The sequence below is a fragment of the Nocardia sp. NPDC050717 genome (genome assembly GCF_040654275.1).
In the GTDB taxonomy this organism is placed as follows: Bacteria; Actinomycetota; Actinomycetes; order Mycobacteriales; family Mycobacteriaceae; genus Nocardia.
Genome location: NZ_JBFAHR010000019.1, coordinates 1 through 17,858, shown reverse-complemented (window position 1 = coordinate 17,858; position 17,858 = coordinate 1). Strand labels below are relative to the sequence as shown.

Annotated in this window: 18 protein-coding genes and 1 pseudogene; 14 read left to right on the top strand and 5 right to left on the bottom strand. The window is 70.1% G+C overall.

Annotated features, from left to right (window positions below):
* Positions 1-45 precede the first annotated feature (45 nt).
* Positions 46-660: a cholesterol catabolism transcriptional regulator KstR gene (gene kstR / locus AB0H56_RS28120; protein ID WP_019044699.1), complete on the bottom strand. Its 615-nt coding sequence runs from the start codon at positions 658-660 to the stop codon at positions 46-48.
* A gap of 124 nt (positions 661-784) precedes the next feature.
* Between kstR and AB0H56_RS28115 the strand changes: the two genes are divergently transcribed.
* The 6 genes from AB0H56_RS28115 (at position 785) to AB0H56_RS28090 (ending at position 7,842) form a co-directional block, all read left to right on the top strand.
* Positions 785-2,908, top strand: coding sequence for an acyl-CoA dehydrogenase (locus tag AB0H56_RS28115; protein WP_357168729.1), 2,124 nt, complete (start codon positions 785-787; stop codon positions 2,906-2,908).
* A gap of 4 nt (positions 2,909-2,912) precedes the next feature.
* Positions 2,913-3,992: an acyl-CoA dehydrogenase family protein gene (locus tag AB0H56_RS28110; protein ID WP_357168727.1), complete on the top strand. Its 1,080-nt coding sequence runs from the start codon at positions 2,913-2,915 to the stop codon at positions 3,990-3,992.
* Entirely contained in the window at positions 3,977-5,140 is a 1,164-nt protein-coding gene (locus AB0H56_RS28105; RefSeq protein WP_357168725.1) for an acyl-CoA dehydrogenase family protein, read from the top strand. Before AB0H56_RS28110 ends, AB0H56_RS28105 begins: the two co-directional genes overlap by 16 nt.
* Before the next feature lie 14 nt (positions 5,141-5,154).
* Positions 5,155-6,114: a bifunctional MaoC family dehydratase N-terminal/OB-fold nucleic acid binding domain-containing protein gene (locus tag AB0H56_RS28100; protein WP_357168723.1), complete on the top strand. Its 960-nt coding sequence runs from the start codon at positions 5,155-5,157 to the stop codon at positions 6,112-6,114.
* Between the two features lie 106 nt (positions 6,115-6,220).
* Positions 6,221-6,643, top strand: a complete 423-nt coding sequence (locus tag AB0H56_RS28095) for a MaoC family dehydratase (RefSeq protein WP_357168721.1) — start codon at positions 6,221-6,223, stop codon at positions 6,641-6,643.
* A complete protein-coding gene (locus tag AB0H56_RS28090; protein ID WP_357168719.1) occupies positions 6,640-7,842 on the top strand; it encodes a lipid-transfer protein in 1,203 nt (400 codons plus the stop codon). Before AB0H56_RS28095 ends, AB0H56_RS28090 begins: the two co-directional genes overlap by 4 nt.
* A 5-nt stretch (positions 7,843-7,847) precedes the next feature.
* On the opposite strand, the gene AB0H56_RS28085 is transcribed toward AB0H56_RS28090, so the two are convergent.
* Positions 7,848-8,066 carry a DapH/DapD/GlmU-related protein gene (locus tag AB0H56_RS28085; RefSeq protein WP_357168717.1) on the bottom strand — a complete coding sequence of 73 codons (219 nt, stop codon included), beginning with the start codon at positions 8,064-8,066 and terminating at the stop codon, positions 7,848-7,850.
* Between the two features lie 54 nt (positions 8,067-8,120).
* Here AB0H56_RS28085 and AB0H56_RS28080 point away from each other — a divergent pair, with 54 nt between their 5' ends.
* A complete protein-coding gene (locus tag AB0H56_RS28080) occupies positions 8,121-8,555 on the top strand; it encodes an NUDIX domain-containing protein (RefSeq protein ID WP_357168715.1) in 435 nt (144 codons plus the stop codon).
* Positions 8,556-8,651: 96 nt separating this feature from the next.
* On the opposite strand, the gene AB0H56_RS28075 is transcribed toward AB0H56_RS28080, so the two are convergent.
* Positions 8,652-9,254: a transcriptional regulator gene (locus AB0H56_RS28075; protein WP_357168713.1), complete on the bottom strand. Its 603-nt coding sequence runs from the start codon at positions 9,252-9,254 to the stop codon at positions 8,652-8,654.
* 65 nt (positions 9,255-9,319) lie between these two features.
* Here AB0H56_RS28075 and zapE point away from each other — a divergent pair, with 65 nt between their 5' ends.
* From zapE to AB0H56_RS28045, 6 genes are all read left to right on the top strand, one after another.
* Positions 9,320-10,276, top strand: coding sequence for a cell division protein ZapE (zapE, locus tag AB0H56_RS28070; RefSeq protein ID WP_357168711.1), 957 nt, complete (start codon positions 9,320-9,322; stop codon positions 10,274-10,276).
* A gap of 130 nt (positions 10,277-10,406) precedes the next feature.
* On the top strand, positions 10,407-11,345 hold the full coding sequence (locus AB0H56_RS28065) for a DUF4129 domain-containing protein (protein ID WP_357168709.1): 939 nt from the start codon (positions 10,407-10,409) through the stop codon (positions 11,343-11,345).
* A 70-nt stretch (positions 11,346-11,415) separates the two neighbouring features.
* Positions 11,416-11,910, top strand: a complete 495-nt coding sequence (locus AB0H56_RS28060; protein WP_357168707.1) for a hypothetical protein — start codon at positions 11,416-11,418, stop codon at positions 11,908-11,910.
* A gap of 17 nt (positions 11,911-11,927) precedes the next feature.
* On the top strand, positions 11,928-12,890 hold the full coding sequence (locus AB0H56_RS28055; RefSeq protein WP_110041341.1) for a MoxR family ATPase: 963 nt from the start codon (positions 11,928-11,930) through the stop codon (positions 12,888-12,890).
* A complete protein-coding gene (locus AB0H56_RS28050) occupies positions 12,887-14,161 on the top strand; it encodes a DUF58 domain-containing protein (protein WP_357168705.1) in 1,275 nt (424 codons plus the stop codon). Before AB0H56_RS28055 ends, AB0H56_RS28050 begins: the two co-directional genes overlap by 4 nt.
* Positions 14,158-14,646 (top strand): hypothetical protein, encoded by a 489-nt coding sequence (locus AB0H56_RS28045; RefSeq protein WP_357168703.1) that lies wholly within the window; start codon positions 14,158-14,160, stop codon positions 14,644-14,646. The genes AB0H56_RS28050 and AB0H56_RS28045 overlap by 4 nt, the downstream gene beginning before the upstream one ends.
* Before the next feature lie 59 nt (positions 14,647-14,705).
* Here the strand turns inward: AB0H56_RS28045 and AB0H56_RS28040 are convergent, their stop codons facing one another.
* Both AB0H56_RS28040 and kstD read right to left on the bottom strand, forming a co-directional pair.
* On the bottom strand, positions 14,706-15,566 hold the full coding sequence (locus AB0H56_RS28040; protein ID WP_357168701.1) for a MaoC/PaaZ C-terminal domain-containing protein: 861 nt from the start codon (positions 15,564-15,566) through the stop codon (positions 14,706-14,708).
* A gap of 84 nt (positions 15,567-15,650) precedes the next feature.
* A complete protein-coding gene (kstD, locus tag AB0H56_RS28035) occupies positions 15,651-17,333 on the bottom strand; it encodes a 3-oxosteroid 1-dehydrogenase (RefSeq protein WP_357168699.1) in 1,683 nt (560 codons plus the stop codon).
* 265 nt (positions 17,334-17,598) lie between these two features.
* Between kstD and AB0H56_RS28030 the strand changes: the two are divergent.
* A pseudogene (locus AB0H56_RS28030) lies at positions 17,599-17,858 on the top strand (2-keto-4-pentenoate hydratase); the annotation flags it as partial.

The window sequence follows — 17,858 nt, the reverse complement described above, 5'->3', positions numbered from 1 at the left end:
CTCCGTAGGAGGGCATATGGCCGTTCGGCGCGCTGGGGGTATGGGTTACCCGCGATCACCCAGCAACAGGTCGACGGTGAGCTCGAGGCGCTCTGTGACGTCGGTCGCCGAGGCACGGCGGGTGAGCCAGGCCACCAGGTTCGACAGCCACACGTCGGAGATGACCCTGGCGATGGCGAGCTGACGCTCGTCGGGCTCGCCGTCGCTCATCGCGCGGGCGAAGACGCGGTCCATCACCTTGCCGACGCGATCGACCTCGGCGGCCGCGGACGCGTCGGCGAACATGAACGCGCGCGTCATGGCCTCGGTGAGCAGCGGGTCGCGCTGCATCATCCGGGTGATCTGGGTGAGCAGGCCGTGCATGCGCTCGGACGGGCCGTCGCCGGGTAGGGGGCGACGCTTGCCCTCGAACTGCTCGAACTCTCTGGCCAGGGCGGAGACCAGCAGGTGCACCTTGGACGGGAAGTAGCGGTAGAGGGTGCCGACGGCGACGTCGGCGCGCTCGGCCACCGCGCGCATCTGCACGGCGTCGTAGCCGCCCTTGGAGGCCAGTGCCAGCGTGGCGTCGAGGATGCGCTTGCGCCGTTCGCGCTGCGCGTTGGAACTCAGCTCGTCCTCGGACAGTGTCGTCACGGTGGGCGTGGGGGCGGGACTGTCCATCGTGGAAACCCTTTCGCTGAGTGCACCTGAATCGTCTGCCGAGCAGGTCTCTTGACTTATACCCGGCCCGGATATTAGAACATGTTCTAGGAGTGGGAGCCACGCCGGAAGGGCGGTTTTTCTTGTGACCATCGCCACCACTGACGAGCATAAAGCCGCCGCGGAGTCGCTGCGGGGCTGGGCGAGTTCGGTCGCGCCGATTGCAACAATGCGGGCCGGCGGTGCCGGAAGCTGGCACACGTACTGGCCCGCGCTCACCGAGTTCGGCCTCTTCGAGGTCGCGCTCGACGAGGAGCACGGCGGCCTCGGCGGAACGGTCGCCGACCTGGCCGTGTTCCTGGAACAGACCGCCGACGACCTGGTCGCCGGACCGGTACTGGCCACAGCGCTGGCCGGGTTGATCACCCAGGGCGCGGTGACCGGCGCCGAGCCGTGCGGTGTCGCCGTGCCGACCGACGAGGTGGCGGCCAAGGCGGTCGACACCGACGACGGCTGGACCGTCACCGGGACATGGGAATTCGTCTACGGCGCCGACGCCGAGACCCAGGTGCTCGTCCCCGCGAACACCGTCGACGGGGTGCGCTGGCTGCTGATCCCGGCCGCGTCCGTCACCATCTCGCCGCTGTCGAGCTCGGATCACACCGTCTCGCTGGCCCAGGTCGCGGCGACCGGGGTCGCCGTCCCCACGGCGCGCGGCTTCGCCCCCGACGTGGACGTCGCCGACCTGTTCGTCGCCCTCGTGGTGGCCGAGCTGGCCGGCGTCGCGGGCTGGTGCCTGCGCACCGCGGTCGACTACGCCAAGGTCCGTGAGCAGTTCGGCAAGCCGATCGGCAGCTTCCAGGCGATCAAGCACATCTGCGCGTGGATGCTGTGCCGCACCGAGCTGATCCGCGCGGTCGCCGCCGACGCCGCCGCCGCGATCGACGAGGGCGGGGCGGAACTGCCGATCGCCGCCGCCGTCGCCGCGGCCACCGCGCTCGACGCCGCGGTCGACACCGCCAAGGACGCCATCCAGGTGCTCGGCGGCATCGGCTTCACCTGGGAACACGACGCGCACTTCTACCTGCGCCGGGCCAGCGCCCTGCGTCAGCTGCTGGGTGGCTCGGCCCGCTGGCGGGCCAGGGTCGCCGAGCTCACCAGGGCCGGGCAGCGCCGCACGACCGGTGCCGAGCGTGTCCTCGGTGACGTGGCCGGCGATTCCGCGCTCACCGCCGAGATCGCCGCCATCGCCGCGCTGGCGCCCGAGCAGCGTCGCCGGGCCCTGGTCGAGGGCGGGTTCGTGATGCCGCACTGGCCGAAACCGTATGGGCGCGAAGCCGATCCGATGACATGCCTGCAGATCGCCGAACAGCTGCGCCGGGCCGAGCTCGAGGTCCCCGATCTCGCGGTCGCCGGCTGGGCGGTGCCGACGCTGCTGCGCTTCGGCACCGAGGCGCAGATCGAGCGCTATGTCTGGCCGACGCTGCACGGCGACGTCACCTGGTGCCAGCTGTTCAGCGAGCCGGGCGCGGGCTCCGACCTCGCGGCGCTGCGCACCACGGCCGAGAAGGTCGACGGCGGCTGGGTGCTGCGCGGCCAGAAGGTCTGGACCTCGCTGGGCTCGGAGGCGAACTGGGGCATCTGCCTGGCGCGGACCGACCCGACCGCCGCCAAGCATCGCGGGATCAGCTACTTCCTGGTCGACATGCACGCCGCCGGTGTGCAGGTGCGCCCGCTGGTGACGATCACCGGCGAGGCCCGCTTCAGCGAGGTTTTCCTCGACGAGGTCTTCGTCCCGGACGACTGCCTGGTCGGCGCGCTGAACAACGGCTGGAAGATCGCGCGCACCACCCTGTCGGCCGAACGGGTCGCCATGGGCGGCGGCGGCATCGGCGGCGCGCTGGAGGCGCTGCTGGACCGTTTCCCGGTCGGTGGATGGGGAACAGAGTTGCGTGAGGACCGGTTCGGCGCCCTGATCTCCTCGTCGATTGCTGGCTCGTTGCTGGAACAGCGCATCGCCGAGGCGACGATGGCCGGAGTGGACGCGGGCGCCCAGGCGAGCGTGCGCAAACTCGTCGGTGTCCGGCACCGGCAGGACCTGGCGGAATACGCCTTGGAACTTTCTGGCGAAGAAGGCTCCCTGGAAGATGACGCTCTGAAAGAATTCTTGCTCACACGCTGTCTCTCCATCGCGGGCGGTACCGAGCAGATCCTGTTGACCGTGGCCGCCGAACGGATTCTCGGCCTGCCGCGCGATGCGGACAGTTAGCTCGATGAGGGAGGACGCCGTGGACTTCACCCGCGACGAAAGCGCCGACGCTGTTGCCGAGGTGGTCGTGAGCCTGCTCGAACGCGAGCAGGCCCGAGATATGGAATTGTGGCCGAGCCTGATCGACTCCGGCCTGCTCGCGGTGCCGGTACCCGAGCGGTTCGGTGGCGACGGCATGGGTCTGCTCGAGGTGTCGGCCCTGCTCATGGAGCTGGCCACCGACGCGGTGGCGGTGCCCGCGCTGCCGACCTTCGGATTCGGCGTGCTGCCGCTGGCGCCGGTGCTGCCCGACGACCTGGCCGGGCTGGTGCTCGCCGAGGTCGGCAAGGGCACCGTGCTCACGGCCGCGCTCAACGAGCCCGGCGCGCCGTTCACCACCGCGCCGAGTACCAAGGCCGTGCGCGACGGCGACACCGTGCGCATCACCGGTCGCAAGGTCGGCGTGATCTACGCCGAGCAGGCGCGCTGGATCCTGGTGCCCACCGACGCGGGCGTCGCGCTCGTCGAATCGGTGGCGCCCGGTCTGGAGATCGTCCCGGTGGCGGGCTCGGCGGGCATCCCCGAGGCGTCGCTGGTGCTCGACGAGGTCGAGATCCCGGCCGCGCAACTGCTGCCCGATCTGCTGCCCAGCCTGCACCGGCACGCTCTGGCCACCCTCGGCGCGGTCGCCGACGGGCTGCTCAAGGGCGCGCTCACGCTCACCGCCGAACACGTCCGCACCCGGGAACAGTTCGGCAGGCCGCTGGCCGAATTCCAGGCGGTGGCGCAGGAGATCGCCGACCTGTACGTGGTCTCGCGGACCCTGCACGTGGCCGCCGAGTCGGCGTGCTGGGCACTGGCCCAGGACGATTCCTCGCCCGCGCACCAGCGCCGCATCGACGAGGACCTCGACGTGCTCGCCTACTGGGCGGCCGCCGAAGTTCCGCGCGCCATGCAGCAATGTCACCACCTGCACGGTGGACTTGGTGTGGATATCACCCACCCGATGCACCGGTACTACTCACAGGCCAAAGACCTCGCCCGTCTGCTCGGCGGCGCGGGCCTGCGCCTCGACCTTCTGGGAGCAAGATGTTCATCGATCTGACCGCCGAACAGCGGCGGTTGCGCGAGGAATTGCGTTCCTATTTCGCCGATCTCGTCACCCCGGCCGAACACGCCGAGATGGCGGTCAACCGGCACGGCGACGCCTACCGCGAGGTGGTGCGCCGGATGGGCCGTGACGGCTGGCTCGGCGTCGGCTGGCCGAAGGAATTCGGCGGCCAGGGCTTCGGCCCGATGGAACAGCAGATCTTCTTCAACGAGGCGGTGCGCGCCGACGTGCCGCTGCCGCTGGTGACCCTGCTGACCGTCGGCCCGACCCTGCAGAAGTACGGCACCGAGGCGCAGAAGCAGAAGTTCCTGCCCGGAATCCTCTCCGGCGACATCCATTTCGCCATCGGCTACTCCGAGCCGGAGGCGGGCACCGACCTCGCCGCGCTGCGCACCACCGCGGTCCGTGACGGCGACGGCGACTGGATCGTCAACGGGCAGAAGATCTTCACCACCGGCGCGCACGAGGCCGACTACGTGTGGCTGGCCTGCCGCACCGGCTCGGTCGAGTCGCGCCACCGCGGCATCACGATCCTGATCGTCGACACCACCGACCCCGGCTACTCGTGGACGCCGATCATCACCTGCGACGGCGCCCACCACACCAACGCCACCTACTTCGACGACGTGCGCGTGCCAGCGGAGATGCTGGTCGGCGAGGAGAACCGCGGCTGGCGGCTGATCACCACCCAGCTCAACCACGAGCGGGTCAGTCTCGGCCCCTCGGGCAAGATCGAGCAGCTCTACGACCGCCTGCACGACTGGTCGGCCGCGCACCGGGTGCTCGGTGAGCCCGAGGTGCGTCGCGCGCTGGGCCGGGTGCGCACCATGGTGCGGCTCAACGAACTGCTGAACTGGCAGGTCGCGGCCGCCGACCCGGCCGCCGCGCAGAACACGGTGATCGCCGACGCCTCGGCCACCAAGATCTTCTCCACCGAATCCCTGCAGGAAGCGGGCCGGGTGGTCGAGGAGATCATCGGCCGCTACGGCGATCCGGCCGAGCCGGACACCGCCGAACTGCTCGGCTGGCTGGACCGGCGCACCAAGCAGAACCTCGTCGTCACCTTCGGCGGCGGCGTCAACGAGATCATGCGCGAACTGGTGGCCTCGGCCGGCCTCGAACTGCCGCGCGTCCCCCGATGAGCAAGGAGCCGGGCGTGCCGGAGAGCATCACCCCAGAAGACATCCCAGAGGCATTGGCGAAGCTGGCCGCGGCCGGCGAGTCGGCGCCGCGGGCCGGGCGCGACCCGGTGAACCAGCCGATGATCAACAACTGGGTCGAGGCGATCGGCGACACCAACCCGATCTACGTCGACGAGGCCGCCGCCAAGGCCGCCGGGCATCCGGGCATCGTGGCGCCGCCCGCCATGGCCCAGGTGTGGACGATGAACGGCCTGCACGGTCAGCGCACCGCCGACGACCCGCTCGGCCTGGCGACGCAGCTGCTGGACGAGGCGGGCTACACCTCCGTCGTCGGCACCAACTGCGAGCAGACCTACCACCGCTACCTCCAGCCCGGCGAGGAGGTGACCGTCACCAGCAGGCTCTCGGAATTCAAGGGCCCCAAGCGCACCGGGCTCGGCGACGGCTGGTTCCTCACCTTCACCACCACCTGGTCGGTGGGTGACGAGGTGGTCACCGAAATGCTGTTCCGCATCCTCAAATTCGCGCCTGCCGCCAAGGACGCGCCCGCGCCCGCGGCGAGCGACATCGAGCTCGCGCCCGAGGGCCGGGTGGGCCCCGTGATCTCGAAGGACACCGAATTCTTCTGGGCCGGTACCGAAATCGGCGAGCTGCGCATCCAGCGCCTGCCCGACGGCTCGCTGCGGCACCCGCCGGTGCCCGCCCTGTGGCAGGACAAGGCCGAGACCACCGACTACGTGGTCGCGGCCGGCACCGGCACCGTGTTCAGCTTCGTCGTGCACCACGCGCCGAAGGTGCCCGGCCGTGAACTGCCGTTCGTCGTCGCGCTGGTGGAGCTCGACGAGGGTGTGCGCATGCTCGGCGAGCTGCGCGGCATCGATCCGTCCGAGGTCGCGATCGGGGCGCCGGTGCGCGCCGCCTTCGAGAAACTCCCCGACGGCACGGTGCTGCCGTACTGGCGGGCCGTGCGGTGACCACCGCCTCCGACAGTTCCCGCGACGGCCTCGGCGTCGGCGCGCGGTACCCCGTCGGTGATCGTGCCGTGCCGCCGCGTTCTGCCCGTCCGGAAAGGACCCGCTAGTGACTACGACTTTCGACCCCGCCGCCATCGCGGTGGGCACCGCGCTACCGGAGCTGGTGATCCACGCCGATCCCACCTTCGTGATCAGTACCGCCCTGGCGACCAGGGACTTCCAGGACGTGCACCACGACCGCGACAAGGCGGTGCAGCGCGGGTCAGACGACATCTTCGTCAACATCCTCACCGACACCGGTCTCGTGCAGCGGCTGGTCACCGATTGGGCCGGGCCGCGCGCGCTGGTGAAGTCCATCGCGCTGCGCCTTGGCGTGCCGCTGTATTCCGGTGACACCCTGACGCTTTCGGGCACGGTCACCGCGATCGACGGCGCGCGGATCACCATCGATGTGCGCGGGCGCGACAGCCTCGGCGAGCACATCACGGCCACGGCCGTCATCGTCCACCCCGATCTGGAGCAGCAATGAGCACAGCAGCACGCGGCGGATCAGCGACGGGCGCCGGCCTCTCCGGGCGAGCCGCGATCGTCGGCATCGGTGCCACCGATTTCTCCAAGGACTCCGGCCGCAGTGAGCTGCGGTTGGCGGCCGAGGCGGTCAGCGCCGCGCTCGCCGACGCCGGCCTCACGCCGGCCGATGTCGACGGCCTGACCACCTTCACCATGGACACCAACACTCAGGCCGCCGTGGCCAGGGCGGTGGGCATCCCGAGCCTGAAGTTCTTCAGCCACATCGGTTACGGCGGCGGCGCGGCGTGCGCGACCGTGCAGCAGGCCGCCATGGCGGTGGCCACCGGCGTGGCCGACGTGGTGGTCGCCTACCGCGCGTTCAACGAGCGCTCCGGCGCCAGGTTCGGCCAGTTCTCACCCGCGCTCGCCGCCGCGCCGACGTCCTCCGGGATCGACGCGGGCTGGGCCTACCCGCAGGGCCTCGGCACGCCCGCCGCGCAGGTCGCGATGGTCGCGCGCCGGTACATGCACGTCACCGGCGCGACCAGTGCCGACTTCGGCGCCGTCGCGGTGGCCGACCGCAAGCACGCCGCGGTGAACCCGAACGCCTTCTTCTACGGCAAGCCGATCACCCTGGAGCAGCACCAGGATTCGCGCTGGATCGCCGAACCGCTGCACCTGCTCGACTGCTGCCAGGAGTCCGACGGCGGCGTCGCCATCGTTGTCACCAGCGCCGAGCGCGCGCGTGACCTCCCGCAGCGACCCGCGATCATCGCGGCCGCCGCGCAGGGCAGCGGCGCCGACCAGTACGTGATGACCAGCTACTACCGCGACGCCATGACCGGCCTGCCGGAAATGGGTCTTGTCGGCGATCAGCTCTGGGCGCAGAGCGGACTGAGCGCCGCCGACATGCAGGCCGCGATCCTCTACGACCACTTCACCCCGTTCGTGCTCATGCAGCTCGAGGAGCTGGGGTTCTGTGGCCGCGGCGAGGCCAAGGACTTCATCGCCGACGGTGCCATCGAGATCGGCGGCAAGCTGCCGCTGAACACGCACGGCGGTCAGCTGGGCGAGGCCTACATCCACGGCATGAACGGCATCGCCGAGGGCGTGCGCCAGATTCGCGGCACCTCGGTGAACCAGGTCGACGGGCTCGAGCGCATCCTCGTCACCGCGGGCACCGGCGTCCCCACCTCGGGCCTGGTCCTCACCGCCTAGCGCGGTCACCAGGTGCGGCGCACACCGCCCTTCGGTCCGGCGACCAGACTCGCCGCGGGCACGTCCTCGGCGACGACGGCGCCCGCGGCGATCACGGCATCACGCCCGATGCTGACGCCGGGCAGGATGGTCGCCCCCGCGCCGATCCACACGTTCTCCGCGATATCGATCTGTCCGCCGGTGAGGAATTGCCGCCGCTCCACCGGGTCGACGGGATGGCCCAATGGTGATCATCGTGACCTTGGGCGCGATCATCACGGTTTCGTAGGCTCGGTGCCGTGCTCCCACGCCACGTCGTCGATGTTCACCTGCTCCTGATCCGCGAGGGCAGGCTGCTGCTGAGCCTGCGCCGCAGTGGGGACGAGTTCGACCATCGCTGGCACCTGCCGTCGGGAAAGCTGGAACCCGGCGAGTCCGCCACGGCCGCCGCCGTGCGCGAGGCGAACGAGGAGGTCGGTGTCGACATCGACCCCGCGGCCCTGCGGCTGATCCACGTCGCCCATGTCACCGCACCCGGCCGGGACGCGCGGCTCGGCCTGTTCTTTCGCGCCGACGATTGGCAGGGTGAGCCGGCTAATCGGGAGCCCGACAAATGCTATGCACTGCGCTGGTTCGGGCTCGATGAGCTGCCCGACGACGTGATCGAATATTCGGCACTCGGCATCGCCGCGCTGAATTCACACGCGCCCTATTCGGAGTTCGGCTGGCGGTAGGCCGGTGCGGGATCGCGCTCGCCGGGTCGTCGAATTGAAATATGCTGTGCCGCACTACGTCAGATGAGTCTTTCGGAATGGTGGCGAGCCCGCGCGTCAATTCGTTGGCGCAGACGAGCGCGCCGGTCCGGCACGCTCCAGAAACCGGGCGAGCGGGCGGGTGAGCTGTTCGACGTTGTGATCGGTCCCAGCGGGCTCGTCGGCGCGCAATCCGGCGAGCCGGTCGAAGACAAGACCCTCCAGCAGCGCGAGGAAGTCGGCGGCGCGGGCCCGTGGCTCGGGGTCGCCGAGGCCAGCGAACAGGTCGGTGGCGGCGGTCATCGAGAACAGGCTGTTCGCCAGGCGCGCGTGGAGGTCGGCATCGCCGCGCACCTCGATGATCAGCGCGTGCCTGGCGACGAGTTCGTCGCGGCGCCGCGCGAGGAGCTCGTCGAGCCAGGTGGCGATCCCGTGCGCGATGTCGGCCGTCGAGCTGATCTCCGCCGTTCTCAGCGCGACGAAGTCGGCGTGGGAGCGCGCGGTGATGCCGTCGGCGACCGCCGCGATCAGTGCCTGTCGCGTGCGGAAGTAGTACGAGGTCGAGCCCGCGGGCAGGGCGAGCGCGGTGTCGACGGCGCGGTGGGTGAGTGCGCGGATGCCGTGTGCAGCGATGAGCTCGATCGCGCCCGTCACGATCCGCGCTCTGCGGTCTGTGGACATCGTCACCTTCCCTGGTCAGCCGACTCCGCCTGCCTCTACAACTGTAGAGGAACGAGGAGGTCGGTATGACGGTGACACTCGACCCGGCGCAGGTCGCCGCGGCGGACAGGCTCGCGGCGCTGCTCGATCGGCACGGCAGGCCGCGCAGGCGGCAGCGCGGTGTCTACCTGCACGGCAGGCCGGGGCGCGGCAAGACGATGGTGATGGACCGCTTCTTCGCCACGGCCGATCCGGAACACAAGCGCCGCTTCCACTTCCATGCCTTCTTCGCCGAGCTGCACACCGCCACACACGTTCTCGGCTCGATCGACCGGGCCGTCGACAGCCTGCTCGGCACCGCCGAGCTGGTGTGCTTCGACGAGTTCCACGTCAACGACATCGGTGACGGCATGCTCATCGCCCGCCTGCTCGACGCCCTGTTCGCCCAGCGCCGCACCCTCGTCGTCACCTCGAATCAGGCGCCCCGCGAGCTGCTGCCCAACCCGCTGTTCCACGACCGTTTCGTGCCGAGCATCGAACGCATCCTGGCGCACCTCGACGTCGTCGCGCTCGACGGCCCGCTGGACTACCGCACCCTCGGCCCCCGGCGCGGCAGCGGTTTCGGCTCGGGCGCCTACCTCCTCGACCCGGCTTCCCCGCTCGGCGGTGACATCACCGTCGACCTGGGCGACGGTCGCTCGGTCCGGGCACTGGCCGTCGACGCCGACGCGGTCACCTTCGACTTCGCCGACCTCTGCGGCGCGCCGACCGGCGCCGCCGACTACCTGCGTCTCACCGGACGCTTCCGGCGCTGGACCCTGCGCGCGGTCCCGCGCCTGCGCGAGGTGCCGCCCGATCAGGCGATGCGCCTGGTCAACCTGATCGACGTGCTCTACGACGCCGACCTGCCCTGCACCGTGCACGCGGCCGCGCCCCTCGCCGAGCTGACCGCCGGGGTACCCGCGGTGCCCGACCTGGCCCGCACGGCCAGCCGACTCAGTGAAACGTCACATATCGCCGATACAGCCATTCGTACCGTGTAACACCGGCGGAGAGGACAATAAAAGGGAGGTCATCCGAAGTATCGATTTCCTCCCGGGCACACCACCCGGCGTGTAACTATGTGGCTGTTTTGTGCAGGCTCTTGGGTTTGGTGGTACAGCAGTGATCGGGGTGAGTCAGCCCATTACGCGGGCGATCGTCGTGATCGCGCTACTCGTCGCTGCCACGATCGCGCTGCACGGATATCTGCCAGGCGCCGAATCCACCGAATCGTCGAACAGCACGCCCTCGCCCCTGCTGGTGGCGGTGATGCCGGTGTTGCTGCTGGTGTCCATCGTCATCCTGGTCGCCGGGGTGATCGCGAGCCAGCATCGGCTGCCGCTGGCCATGCCGCAGGTCGAACGCGAGGCGACACCGCCCTTCAACTGGCGGCGCCTGGCGCTGCTCGGCCCCCTGGTCCTCGCCGCGATCACCCTGGTCTTCGCTGCCGGCGTCGCCGCGCTGTTCCTGCTGCCCGGCGCGCGGACCACGCGGCCGGGCACGGCGACCAGGCCCGAGGGCTCCGGCCCGGTGCCGACCCCCACCGACGCGCCCGCCCCCGACCCCGGCACCGGACCCGCCGAACTGACCGGCACCGCACTGCTGATCGCGGCCGCCCTGGCCATCGCGCTGATCGTGCTGGCGCTGCTCGGGCTGATCGTCGTCGCGGCCGCCGCGCGCCGCGAACCCTCCGCCGCCACGCCCGCGCAGGCCGAGACCCCGCCCAGCGCCGTCGACTCGCTCACCAGGGCCGCCGAGATGGGCCTCGCCGCGATGAACGCGCCGGGCCAGGATCCACGCACCGCCATCATCGCCTGTTACGTGGCCATGGAACGCGGGCTGTCCAGTGACCGCGCCGCCCGTCCGCTCGCCTCCGACACCCCGATGGAAGTGCTCGCCCGCGCCTTCGAAAGCGGTGTGCTGCACGACGCTTCGGCCCGCGAGCTGGTCGCGCTGTTCGAGGAGGCGCGGTTCAGCCCGCACTCGATGCTGGAATGGCAGCGCATGCGCGCCGAACAGCTGCTGCGCATCGTGCTCTCGGATCTGCAGCGAAGGTTGGTGCCGGCATGAGCGGTCAGCGCCCGGAGGCGGTAGCTTGCGTGACCACGCAGGGCGCCCGAGCATGCCGAGAGGACACAGCGTGAACCGATCCGGAGTCGTCTGGACCGCGGTGATCGTGGTGGCCGCGCTCGAAGTGCTGCTGGTGCGCACGGCCCGCGACGCGGTGCTGCTCGCGGTGGCCCTGCCGGTCGCGGTCGCGCTGGCCATGCTGGTCTGGTCGATGCGGCAGCGGGTGGTGCGCGAGGAACCGCTCACCGAGTACATCGACAACGGCCCGGCCGAGATGCTCGGCCGCTGGCACGCGCGCGCGTCCATGCTGACCGCCCGTGCCGACGGCACCAGGGCCGACTGGGACCGGCACCTGCGGCCGTTGCTCGCCAAGGAGTTCGAACTGTCCACCGGCCTGCGGGTCGCCAAGAACCGGCGCGCCACCGAGGCCGCCGGACAACTGCAGTTCGGTCCCGAATTGTGGCGCTGGGTCGATCCGGCGAACTCGGCACTGCGCGACCAGGTCGGTCGCGCACCGGGTAGGGCGGCGCTGGATGAGATCCTGCGCCGATTGCAGACGATGTGAGGGGTTAGAGGCCACCGATGACCATGCCGTTGAACGTGACCGTCCAGCGCTCCGACGCCGTGCTGCGTGAGCTGGGCCGAGTCGTGGTCGGCAAGCGAGATGAGCTGCAGCTCATCATGATCGCCGTCCTGTCCGGAGGACACATCCTCATCGAGGACCTGCCCGGCCTCGGGAAGACGCTGATCGCGCGGTCCTTCGCCGCCGCGCTCGGCCTCGATTTCACCCGCGTGCAGTTCACACCCGATCTACTGCCCGCCGACCTGCTCGGCTCGACGATCTACGACATGTCCTCGGGCCGGTTCAACTTCCGGCGCGGCCCGGTGTTCACCAATGTGCTGCTCGCCGACGAGATCAACCGCACCCCGCCCAAGACCCAGGCCGCGCTGCTGGAGGCGATGGCCGAGGGTCAGGTGAGCATCGACGGCGAAACCTTCCTGCTGCCACAGCCTTTCATCGTGCTGGCCACCGACAACCCGATCGAGTACGAGGGCACCTACCCGCTGCCGGAGGCCCAGCTCGACCGGTTCGCCATCCAGCTGCGCCTCGGCTATCTCTCCGAGCAGGACGAGACGCAGATGATCCGGCGCAGGCTCGAACGCGGGTCCACCCCGCCGCAGGTCGGGCAGGTCGTCGACGCGCAGGGCCTGATGGAGATGCGGCAGTCGGTCGAATTCGTCACCGTGCACCCCGATGTCGTGAACTACGTGGTGGCGCTGGCCTCGGCGACCCGCAGCCACCCGCAGGTGGAGGTCGGCGCGAGTCCGCGCGCCGAGCTCGACCTGGTGCAGATGTCGCGGGCGCGAGCGCTGCTGCTCGGGCGCGACTACGTGATCCCCGAGGACGTCAAGGCGCTCGCGGTGCCCGCCATGTCGCACCGCATCACGCTGCGCCCCGAGATGTGGGTGCGCCGGATCCGCGGTGAGGACGTCATCACCGAGCTGCTACGCCGTCTACCGGTGCCCCGCGCCACCAGCACATGAAGCACCGCGACGAATCCAGGACCGTCGAGGTCGACCTGCGGTGGCGACCGGCGCCGCTGGTGTTCATCCTGGCCGGGTGCGCGGCGGTCGCGCTGGTCGTCGCGGTCCTGCGCGGGCAGTGGCAGCTCGTCGTCTTCGCCGCGCCGATGCTCGGGGTGCTGGTCACCGCGCCGTGGCAGCGGAACCCGACCAGGATCCAGGTCGACGGCAGCGGCACGGTGCGCTGTTTCGAGGGCGAGGTGGTCGGCTGCAACGCGGTCGCCTTCGTCGAACAGGGGCACGCGCTGCTGCGGATGACCACGGTGCCGCTGACCGGACTCGACATCGAGGTCGAGGAGGCGCACGATTCGGGCACCGCGCCCGCGGGCATGCGGCTCGGCCTGTCCGCGACCCGCTGGGGCCGATATCCCGTGCAGGTCAAGGTTTCCGCGCTGAGCCCGGCCGGGCTCGCGGTCGCCACCGCCGAACTGCCCGCCGCCAAGCTGTACGTGTACCCGATCGCCGATCCGCAGCGAATGCGCTTGCCGCGCACGGAACTTCCCGACCGGATCGGCACCCATCTCACCCGCAAGCACGGCCCCGGCGTCGAATACGCCGACATCCGCGCCTTCGCCCCCGGCGATCAGCTGCGCACCGTGAACTGGCCGGTCAGCGCGCGTCGCGGCAGGCTCTATGTCACCGAACGCTTCACCAATCGGTCCGCCGACGTGGTCGTGCTGGTCGACACCTCGCAGCAGGCGCCGGGTCCGGCCACCGCGTCGCTGGAACTGTCGGTGCGCGGCGCGGCCCAGGTGGTGCAGTCCACGCTGCAGGCCGGCGACCGGACCGCCGTCGTGTGCCTCGGCGATTCGCCGCGCTGGCTGCGCCCCGACATCGGCCGCAGGCAGTTCTACCGGATCGTCGACACCGTGCTCGGCGTCGGCGACGAGCACGTCCCGACCACCGGCACCCTGGCCCCGCACGCCGCGGTGCCGATCGGCGCGATCGTGGTCGCCTTCTCCACCCTGCTCGACACCCAGTTCGCGCTGGCCCTGATCGACCTGCGCAAACGCGGGCACGTGGTGGTCGCCGTCGACGTCCTGCGCGGCACCCCGTTCGAGGACGGGCTCGACCCGACGATGGCCAGGATGTGGCAGCTCGAGCGCGCGTCGATGTATCGCGACATGGGTTCGGTCGGCGTCGACATCATCGCCTGGCCCGCCGAGACCAGGCTCGACCAGTCCATGCGGCTGCTGCCGCAACACCGCCGGACGGTGCGGGTGCGCCGATGACCAGATTCCTCGCCCTGCTCGCCGGCCTGCTGCTGGTCGCCGCGGTCGCGCTGATCCAGCCGCTCGCCGGGATTCTCGCGCTGGCGCTGGTCATCGCGAGCTGGTGGTGGCGGCCCGCCTCGGTGGGCGCCGTCCTCGTGGTGATCGCGGTGCTCGCCTTCGCGGAGGTGGGTGTGATCGCCGCCGCGGCGACCGGGCTGGTGGCGACCACCTATCTGCTCAACGCCGCCGTCCTGCACGCGCCGGAAGGCGTTGTGCCGACGACGATTCCGTCGGTCGGCGGCGCGGTGCTGTTCACCATCGCCGCCGCCACCGCCGCGCTCGTCCCGGTGGAGCTCGTGTGGGCGCCGCTGGCCGCGCCGGTGTTGATCGTGCTGATCTACGCGCTGCTGGTCGGCGGGCTCGCGGGCAAGGGCGCGACCGATCCCGAGGTGCACAGTGACTCCGGACGCGACGATGCCGCGATGGCGGACGGGCCCGCGTAGGCCGCTGGGGCACAAGAATGCCCGCCGGTCGGGGGAACCGGCGGGCATCCGCGTGGGGGTCAGGCGATCGTCAGGGCGACCTCACCCAGGACCGGCGCGTCCTCGCGCTCGACCACGGTGACGGCGCCGATCAGCTCCTCGCCCACGCGCCAGACCTTGATCCGCAGCGTCTCGCCCGGGAACAGCACCCCGGCGAACTTGGCCCTGAACCCGCCGACCCTGCTCGCGTCACCGTCGAGCAGTTCGTCGGTGAGCGCCTTGCACACCACGCCGTAGGTGCACAGGCCGTGCAGGATCGGGGCGGGAAAGCCCGCGCCCTTGGCGAATTCGGGATCGGAGTGCAGCGGGTTGCGGTCACCGCAGAGGCGGTAGAGCAGGGCCTGCTGGGGCAGCGTGGGCGTCAGGATCTCCGCGTCGGGCGCGCGCTCCGGCAGCGCGGCCTTGGCGCCGGGCCCGCGCTCGCCACCGAAACCGCCTTCGCCCCTGGCGAAGATCGAGGAACGCACGGTCCACAGCGGTTCGCCGTCGGAGCCGACGACGGTGTGCTCCTGCACGATCACCGCATTGGCGCCCTTGTCCCAGATCTCGCTGATCCGGCCGGTGCTGGTCGCCTTGCCGCTGGCCGGAATCGGCTTGTGCACCACCACTTCCTGGTGCCCGTGCACGACCTTGGCCAGGTCGATCTCGATGCCGGGGAAGCTCACCTTCGGCGGTTCGGTCTCGCCGAGGGTCGGCGCCACCGTCGCGAAGGTGGGCAGCACCTGCGGCGCGTTGTCGTCGAGGTAGGTCAGCTCCACCGGGTCGGTCTGCCGCGCGCCCGCGCCGAGACCGAGGTGGTAGAGCTGCACGTCGGTGGGCGTCCAGCTGAACTCCCGCGCGGGCAGCTCGGCACCGAGTGCGATGGCTGGATCAATGGGCACGGTTGTCTCCTGTCTCGTTCGCCGACCCGCTCGCGGTGATGTCGAGGACGGCGAGATAGCCGATCGTGATCATGGGGCTCACGTTCATGCTCTCGCCCCGGTCTTCCTGGCGACGATGTCGAGCACGGCCAGGTAGGCGAAGGTGATCGCGGGGCCGATGGTGGCGCCGGGGCCCGCGTAGGTGTGGCCCATCACCGGGGCGCTGGTGTTGCCCGCGGCGTAGAGGCCCTCGATCACCGAATCGTCTTCGCGCAGCACGCGTCCGGCGGTATCGGTGACGAGGCCACCCTTGGTGCCGAGGTCGCCGGGGACGATCTTGGCCGCGAAGAACGGGCCCTGCGAGATCTCGGCCAGGCACGGATTCGGCTTCACGGTCGGGTCGCCGTAGTAGCGGTCGTAGTGGCTGTTGCCGCGGCCGTAGTCCTCGTCCTTGCCGGTGGCGGCGAAGCCGTTGAACCGGGTGACCGTCGCGGCCAGGTTCTCGGCGGGCACACCGATCCGCTCGGCCAGCTCCTCGATGCTGTCGGCCTTGACGATGTAGTCGTTCTCCAGCCACCGCGAGGGGAACCGCTGACCCGGCTGCAGGCCCGCGAAGATGTAGCGGTTGCGGTAGCGCTGATCGAACACCAGCCAGGCCGGGATGTTCTCGCCCGGTCCCGCGCCCTGCCCGTACTCGCCGCCGTACATGGTGTGCACGGCCTCGACGTACGGCGCCGACTCGTTGCCGAACCGCTCACCGCGGTCGTTGACCATGATGGTGCCCGGCAGATTGCGTTCGGCCAGCGCGAACCAGGGCTTGCCACCCTTGAAGATGGTGGGACCCCACCAGGCGTCCTCCATGAACCCGACCGTCGCGCCCGCTGCCATACCCGCGACGATGCCATCTCCGGTGTTGGCCGCGGCACCGGTTGTCCACTCAGTGGTTATCGGCTGTCGCTGGTACTTGGCGCGCATGTCGGCGTTGTGCTCGAAGCCGCCGCTGCCGAGGACAACGCCGTGGCGCGCGGTGAAGGTCACCGGCTCGCCGTCGACGGTCGCCTTGACACCGGTGACCCGGCCGTCGGTGACGACGAGGTCGGTGAGCGGGGTGTTCAGCAGCACCGGAACGCCCGCGTCGAGCAGGCCCTTGCGCATGGCGGCGATGATCGCCTGGCCCATGCCGAGCAGGTGCTTACCGGTGAACTTGGCCAGGTAGGTGCGCGCGCCGACGCGTAGCGCGCGCATCATGCCCTTCGGGTGGCGCTTGATCAGGTTGAGGCGCACGAAGTCGGCCTGCATGACGACCACGTTCAGCGGCGCCTTGGCGTACGGCGGTTCCAGATTGGCCAGTTCAGCGCCGAGCACCTTGCCGTTGAACGGCGTCGGCTCGCAGGAGCGGCCTTGAGCGAGCCCGCCCGGCGCCTCGGGGTAGTAGTCGGAGTAGCCGGGAACCCACTTCATCTTCAGCGGGGTGTGGTCCAGGACGAAGTCGAACGCCTCGGCACCGCGATCGAGGTAGGTGTCGATCTTCTCGACGGGCACCACGTCACCGATGATGCTGTGCAGGTAGGTGCGGGCGTTCTCGCGATCATCGGGGCGGCCGGACGCCTTCAGCGCCTTGTTGCCCGGAATCCAGACGCCACCGCCGGATCGGGCCGTGGAGCCGCCGTAGTGGGCGGCCTTCTCGAGCACGACCACACTCAGTCCGTTGTGTGCCGCGGCGAGGGCGGCGGTCATCCCGGCGGCGCCGCTACCGACGACCACCACATCGTATTCCCGATCACTCATGTGGAACACGTTATAGAAGGGTCCGCCCGTTCGACAGTCAAAACTGGAACTTGTTCCAGTGGCCTCGGCGTTTCGCCTACACATACTGGAACGTGTTATAGAAATCACCTCCGGTCGCGTTGTATGGTCAGGTGAACGGCTGACGCAACGATGCGCAACCCGTTACAGTTTTGACGTCCGGAACCTCCGGGCTGTGCTGCTCGGTCCATGGGCCGCGGCCCGGCTCGACCGGGCCACCATTGACCGTGCTGCCAAGGAGGTCCGCGTGCTGCCCGACGCGGTACGAACCCAACTCGCCGATGAACTCGCCGATGCCGAGGAGAAGCGTGTCGCCGTGGCGCCGCTCGTCGACCGGTATCCCGATATCGATGTTGTCGACGCCTACGAGATCCAACTGCTCAACATCCAGCGTCGCCTGAAGGCCGGCGCCAAGGTGGTCGGGCACAAGGTGGGTCTGTCGTCGAAGGCGATGCAGCAGATGATGGGCGTGGACGAACCCGACTACGGTCACCTGCTCGCCGAGAT